General features: G+C 70.4%; 7 protein-coding genes. 2 read left to right on the top strand and 5 right to left on the bottom strand.

The annotated features are described in order from the left end of the window. The first annotated feature begins 226 nt into the window (after nucleotides 1-226). Together KUTG_RS27880 and KUTG_RS27875 are read left to right on the top strand one after the other, a co-directional pair. Complete coding sequence (locus tag KUTG_RS27880) at nucleotides 227-388, top strand: hypothetical protein (RefSeq protein ID WP_198047328.1); 162 nt, start codon at nucleotides 227-229, stop codon at nucleotides 386-388. Nucleotides 389-434: 46 nt separating this feature from the next. After that, nucleotides 435-1,931 carry a hypothetical protein gene (locus KUTG_RS27875; RefSeq protein WP_043720923.1) on the top strand — a complete coding sequence of 499 codons (1,497 nt, stop codon included), beginning with the start codon at nucleotides 435-437 and terminating at the stop codon, nucleotides 1,929-1,931. An 81-nt stretch (nucleotides 1,932-2,012) separates the two neighbouring features. Here KUTG_RS27875 and arfB read toward each other — a convergent pair whose 3' ends face one another. The 5 genes from arfB to KUTG_RS27850 all read right to left on the bottom strand — a co-directional run bounded on the left by arfB (nucleotide 2,013) and on the right by KUTG_RS27850 (nucleotide 6,200). Beyond that, nucleotides 2,013-2,441 carry an alternative ribosome rescue aminoacyl-tRNA hydrolase ArfB gene (arfB, locus tag KUTG_RS27870; RefSeq protein WP_052395497.1) on the bottom strand — a complete coding sequence of 143 codons (429 nt, stop codon included), beginning with the start codon at nucleotides 2,439-2,441 and terminating at the stop codon, nucleotides 2,013-2,015. 41 nt (nucleotides 2,442-2,482) lie between these two features. Further along, nucleotides 2,483-3,553 (bottom strand): phosphoribosylformylglycinamidine cyclo-ligase, encoded by a 1,071-nt coding sequence (gene purM, locus KUTG_RS27865; RefSeq protein WP_043720922.1) that lies wholly within the window; start codon nucleotides 3,551-3,553, stop codon nucleotides 2,483-2,485. Between the two features lie 33 nt (nucleotides 3,554-3,586). Next, nucleotides 3,587-5,131, bottom strand: coding sequence for an amidophosphoribosyltransferase (purF, locus tag KUTG_RS27860; RefSeq protein ID WP_232240983.1), 1,545 nt, complete (start codon nucleotides 5,129-5,131; stop codon nucleotides 3,587-3,589). Between the two features lie 257 nt (nucleotides 5,132-5,388). Then, nucleotides 5,389-5,742 carry a hypothetical protein gene (locus KUTG_RS27855; protein ID WP_043720920.1) on the bottom strand — a complete coding sequence of 118 codons (354 nt, stop codon included), beginning with the start codon at nucleotides 5,740-5,742 and terminating at the stop codon, nucleotides 5,389-5,391. Between the two features lie 107 nt (nucleotides 5,743-5,849). Continuing rightward, nucleotides 5,850-6,200, bottom strand: coding sequence for a sterol carrier family protein (locus KUTG_RS27850; protein ID WP_157495633.1), 351 nt, complete (start codon nucleotides 6,198-6,200; stop codon nucleotides 5,850-5,852). Between the last annotated feature and the right edge of the window lie 114 nt (nucleotides 6,201-6,314).

The following is a 6,314-nucleotide window of genomic DNA, read 5'->3' as shown; positions in this document are numbered from 1 at the left end:
CGGCGCCGAGGGCGTCCGCTTCTACACCCGGGCCAAGGCCGTCACCGCCCGCTGGCCCCGCCAGTCCGGCATCGACCTCGGCTTCCCCACCCACGGCTGATGGACGCGCCCCTGTGGACGATGGCCGCTGGACACGGACTGGAGTTCGAGCAGTTCGACCGGGGGGCTGCGGTTCCCGGAGCACGTCGGCTTGAACTGGAGGGCGCTCGCGCGATGCGGACCGCTGTTGGCCGACGAGCCGGCGGAGCGTGAGGTGCTGTTCCGGGTGTTGCGTGTGTCGGCTCGTGACTGGGCGCGGCCAGTGGGGCGCGAGGGTGTGCCGTTCAACGTGGTGCTGATGTGTCCGCCGGCGCAGGTGGAGAGGCTGGCCGCCGAGGTGGCGCGCTGATCGGTTGATTTCGAGGCTGACCGGGCTTCATGCGACGATTCGCCGCATGAGCCCGGTCAGCCGTAACCGCAAGCCCAAGCGCAAGGGGCAGCGCCCGCGCCCGCAGTCGCCCGTCGACGCGGCGGTGGTCGCCGCCAATGACCTGCTCGGCATGAAGTCGCTGTACGAGGCGCAGCTGTGGGCGGCCGGGCTGATCGGCGGGTTCTGGCGGGCGGCGTGGCAGCGGGACGGCGACCCGGACGAGACCATGGACCGCTCGGTGGAGCAGCTGGTCGACGGGCTGGTGGAGAAGGGCAGCCCGGCCACGCTGGCCGCGCTGCTGGCGCTGGGGTCGGTCGGCTTCGACGAGGAACAGGGCTTTTTCCTCGACGCGGCGACCGAGCTGACCTCGACCGGCGTGCCCGCGCCGGACTGGTACCGGCAGAAGCAGCCCGACCTGGTCGAGGCCTGGTCGGTGGCCGACCAGTTCGGCGACGTCGAGCTGATCACCCTGGCCTACCCGGACATCGTGATGGGCGTGCTGGTCGACCACGCGCAGGTGCTGCACATCGCGCAGATCGCCGTGGTCGAGCGGGCCGAGACCGACGGTCAGGCGCTGGCCCGGGAACTGGGCGTGAACATCGATCCCTCGCCCAAGCCGGTGCGGCTGACGGCGGAGGAGGCCCTGGAGCGCATCGACGGGCCGCTCGGGCTGTTCCTGGTGGACGGGCCCGAGGTGCACGGCGAGATGCTGGAGATGGGCGACGACACCAACCCGGCCATGGAGTTCGCCCTGCTCCAGGCCCGGATCGCCGGGCTGTCCGACGACCTGCCGGAGATCGAGGACTTCGAGCCGGTGGTCGAGGAGTTCCTGGCCTCGCGGCCGTTCCCCGACGTCGAGCTGGCCCGCTCCTGGGCGGTGCTGGCCGCCAGCTCGGCCTCGTCCAACGGCCGCCGCGTCCGCCAGATCGGGCCCGCCTCCCTGGACTACCTGCTCAGCGTCAGCGTCCCGGCCAACATCGAGATCTCCGACGAGGATCTGGCGCTGCTGCCGGAGGCGATCACCGCCTGGGTGCACTTCACCTGCACGCCGGAGCAGCTGGTGGTGTGGGAGGAGCGGCTGCCCGAGATCCTGGCCCGCTTCGCCGAGGCCTACCACGACCCGGAGCTGGTGGAGTTCCGCGCCGACAGCGACGAGCTGGTGGCGCTGCGGGACATCGAGGAGGCCCTGGAGGCCGACTTCGACGACCTGCTGCCGGTGCCCGAGGACGTCGAGCAGACCGCCCACGTGCTCAAGGTCGTCTTCCCGGACGGGGAGCAGCAGATCGAGGTCGCGTCGACCACCTCGCTGGACGAGCTCAGCGTGGTCATCCAGCGGGCCTTCGAGCTGGAGCCCGACCCGGCCTGGGACTTCGTCACCGCCGCCGGCGGCCTGATCGGCCCCGAGTCGGACGTCATCGTCGCCGAGATCGCCATCGAGGGCCTGCAGTTCGGCTACGTCGTCGGCGCCCTGGACACCCTCGAAGCCCACATCGAGGTCATCTCCGTCAAACCCCGCAGCTGACAACCGCAAGTCCCGCTCTCCAGCAACCATGTGTCGAGTTCCGGAACTCGACATTTAGTTGCCCGAGAGCGGGACTCGCGGTTAGTCGTCGGAGGTTTTGCGGCGGTTGCGTTTTACTTCGCTGCGCTGGTGCTTGGCCTCCAGGCGGCGCTCCTTGGCGCCGCGGGATGGCTTGGTGGGGCGACGCCGGGCCGGGGGCGGGGCGGAGGCGGTGCGCAGGACTGCCACCAGGCGCTCGCGGGCGGCGTTGCGGTTGGCCAGCTGCGAGCGGTACTCGCTGGCGGCGATGGTCAGCACGCCGTCGACCAGGCGGGTGGACAGCCGCGCGAGGATGCGCGGGCGCAGGTGATCGGGGATCGAGGGTGACGCCGCGACGTCGAAGGAGAGCTCGACCCGGCTGTCGGTGGTGTTGACGCCCTGTCCTCCCGGTCCGGAGGACCGGGAGAACCGTTCGCGCAGTTCCGTGCCGGCGATCACCAGCGACGGCGTCACCAGGAGTTCGTCGGCCATGGCCCCAAGATTTACCGGGGGCCGTCCACCGAAAATCGGCGTCAGAAGCGGGGGTGGTCGCCCCGCAGCACGACCCGCTGCTCGCCGGCCGGGCCGATCTCGCCCAGCACCCAGGCCGGCACGTGGCGGGCGGTCAGCACGGCCAGGGCGCGGTCGGCGTCCTCGGCCGACACGACGGCGACCATGCCGACGCCCATGTTGAAGGCCTTCTCCATCTCGTCCCGCTCGACCCGCCCGCGCTGGGCGATCAGCGCGAACACCGGGGCCGGGGTCCAGGTGCCGCGGTCCAGGGTCGCGGTGAGGCCGTCGGGGATGACCCGGGCCAGGTTGGACACCAGGCCGCCGCCGGTGACGTGCGCGAACGTGCGGGCATCGGCCTCGGCGGCCAGGGCCAGGCAGTCCTTGGCGTAGATCTTGGTCGGCTCCAGCAGCTCCTCGCCGAGGGTGCGGCCGAACTCCTCGACGTGCCCCTCCAGCGGCATGCGGGCGATGTCCAGCAGCACGTGCCGGGCCAGCGAGTAGCCGTTGGAGTGCAGGCCGGTGGAGCCCATGCCGATGACGACGTCGCCGTCCCGGACCTTCTCGGGGCTGAGGATCTTGTCGGCCTCCACCACGCCGATGCCGGTGGCCGACACGTCGTACGCGCCGTCGGACATCAGCCCGGGGTGCTCGGCCGTCTCGCCGCCGAGCAGCGCGCAGCCGGCCTGCACGCAGCCCTCGGCGATGCCCTTGACGATGGCGGCGACCTTCTCCGGCACCACCTTGCCGATGGCGATGTAGTCCTGCAGCAGCACGGGCTCGGCCCCGCACACGACCAGGTCGTCCACGACCATGGCGACGAGGTCGACGCCGATCGTGTCGTGGACGTCCATGGCCTGCGCGATCGCGATCTTGGTGCCGACGCCGTCGGTGGAAGCGGCGAGCACCGGCTCCTTCCACCGGTCCAGCCTGAGCTTGAACAGGCCGGCGAAGCCGCCGATGCCGCCCAGCACCTCGGGCCGGCTGGCCTTGCGGGCCCACGGCTTGAACTGCTCGACCGCCTCCTCGCCCGCGGCGATGCTGACGCCGGCCGCCGCGTAGGTGGCCTTCGGGCTGTTGGTGTCCGTGCTCACGGTCGAGAAGCTCCGTTACTCGTAGGAAGAAACTCAGGGGCGACGCAGCGCGTCCTCGGCACCGTACCCGTTGACGAGAGTGGGTGCGGCGGAGCCCGAGACGGCCTTCTCCTCGATGCCCTCAAGCAGATGCTTGCCGATCATGGCGTCCTCGGGCAGCGGGATCGGGTAGTCCCCGTCGAAGCAGGCGCTGCACAGCCGGGTCTTCGGCTGCTCGCTGGCGGCGACGAGCGCCTCCAGCGACACGTAGCCCAGGGAGTCGGCGCCGATCGAGCGGCGGATGCCGTCGAAGTCCAGCCCGTTGGCCACCAGCTCGGCCCGCGAGGCGAAGTCGATGCCGTAGAAGCAGGGCCAGCGCACGGGCGGCGAGGCGATCCGCACGTGCACCTCTATCGCGCCGGCCTCGCGCAGCATGCGGACCAGGGCCCGCTGCGTGTTGCCGCGCACGATGGAGTCGTCAACGACGACCAGGCGCTTGCCGCGGATGACGTCCCGCAGCGGGTTGAGCTTGAGTCGGATGCCCAGCTGGCGAATGGTCTGCGACGGCTGGATGAACGTCCGGCCGACGTAGGCGTTCTTGACCAGGCCGGACCCGTACGGGATGCCGGAGGCCTGGGCGTAGCCGATGGCGGCGGGGGTGCCGGACTCCGGCACCGGGATGACCAGGTCGGCCTCGACGGGATGCTCCTGGGCCAGCCGGCGGCCGATGTCCACGCGGGTGGCGTGCACCGAGCGGCCGCTGATGGTGGTGTCGGGCCGGGCCAGGTAGACGTACTCGAAGATGCAGCCCTTGGGCTCGGGGTTGGCGAACCGGGACGACCGCAGGCCGTCGGCGTCGATGGCCAGCAGCTCGCCGGGCTCGACCTCGCGCACGAAGGACGCGCCGACGATGTCCAGGGCCGCGGTCTCGCTGGCCACGACCCAGCCGCGCTCCAGCCGGCCCAGCACCAGCGGACGCACACCCTGCGGGTCGCGGGCGGCGTACAGGGTGTTCTCGTCCGACCAGACGAGGCAGAAGGCGCCACGCAGGGTGGGCAGTAACTCCAACGCCGCCTGTTCGAGGCCCTTGTCGGCCGCGGTCGCGGCCAGCAGGCCGGACATCAGGTCGGAGTCGGTGGTGGCGCCGCCGCGCATGTCCACGCCCATGTCCTTGGCGCGGGCCAGGAGTTCGGCGGTGTTGACCAGGTTGCCGTTGTGGCCCAGCGACATGCCGCTGCCGGTGGCGGTGGTGCGGAACACCGGCTGCGCGTTCTCCCACGTGGTGGAGCCGGTGGTCGAGTAGCGGCAGTGGCCGACGGCGACGTAGCCGTGCAGCGAGGACAGGGTCTGCTCGTCGAACACCTGGCTGACCAGGCCGAGATCCTTGAACACCACGATCTGCTTGCCGTCGGCGACCGAGATGCCGGCCGCCTCCTGCCCGCGGTGCTGGAGGGCGTAGAGCCCGTAGTAGGTGAGCTTGGCCACGTCTTCGCCTGGGGCCCAGACCCCGAAGACGCCGCATTCCTCACGCGGTTCGCGCTCGGGTTCGTCGGAGATGGAGGCGGACACTGAGTCGGGCACAGACCGGTCGGTGGGCACCGAGAACTCCCTAGTGACGGCGTCGGGCCGACCACAGTGTAAGTGTCGAACAGGTCAACACAGGGTGTCCGTGACCGACGACCGTGTCACACAGCACAGTGCTTGTGCGCCGAGTGCCTCGGCGGGCGAGTCGCTCTTAAGCCGGTGCCTTCCCTTGTCTCGTGTCGATCGATGGAAAGACTCGATCGACACGAGCCTGCGGTCCAGGCACCGGCGCGACCTCGCACCATGCCACCGACGGGGTATTCATCCCACCTTCAGGTGTGGCAGCTGTCGACGCGGGTGACGGTGTCGGTGCTGTCGATGACCGCGTCCTGCTGGTGCACGTGGCACAGCACGAGATCACCCACATGGGTGCCGACCGGCAGGTTCCAGGCGTCGATACTGATCTTGTCCACGGTGGCCAGCGGCGACTGGCCGGGCCCGGCCGGCTCCTGCTCCAGCAGCGCGCAGGTGGGCTCGCCGCCGTCGGACTGGCAGAACTGGGCCACGGTGAAGTCGAGGTTGCCGTCCCACTCGCGCGGGGTGACACCCCAGACGAAGGCGGTGGCGACGGCCACGAGTCCGAGGCACGCCAGTACGCCGGTGCCGATGAGCGCGAGTCTGCGCATCCTCGTCACCGGTCCTCGACCCGGACAATTCGTCCGAGATCGTTCGTACGTGCGAAAACGGACACGCGAGAATGTTACTTGCCGCCCAGCCGATGGTAAAGGGGCAGTCACGACACCGGACGCACCAGCGGCAGCTGGGCGGACAGGTCGGCGCGGCTGCCGGACGCGGTGACCCGATCGTCGGCGACGGCATCGGCCCAGGTCAGGCGGCCGGTGGCCAGTTCGAGCCAGGTGCGGGCGTCCGTCTCGATCACATTGGGCGGAGTGCCGCGTGTGTGACGAACGCCCGAGATGCACTGCACCGCGGCGTAGGGCGGAACCCGCACCTCGACACTCCTGCCGGGCGCGTCCTGGGCCAGCGTACGAAGGCTCAGTTTCACGGCGGCGGCCAGTTTCGGCCGCTCAGGGGCGTCTTCGACGCCGTCGAGCCAGGGCAGCACCGCCTGCACGGCGGCCATCAGGTCACGCGGGTCCACGAGCGACGGCACAGCAGCACCGTAGCGTTACGACCGTTTGGAGCATTGCGAGTAAACGTTCCATAAGGAAACCTTCTTTACTATTCCGCCGCCGCC

Origin of the sequence: Kutzneria sp. 744 (genome assembly GCF_000568255.1) — a bacterium.
Classification (GTDB): Bacteria; Actinomycetota; Actinomycetes; order Mycobacteriales; family Pseudonocardiaceae; genus Kutzneria.
Note: the sequence above shows the minus strand (reverse complement) of the source record. Positions and strands in the feature narration are given on the sequence as shown.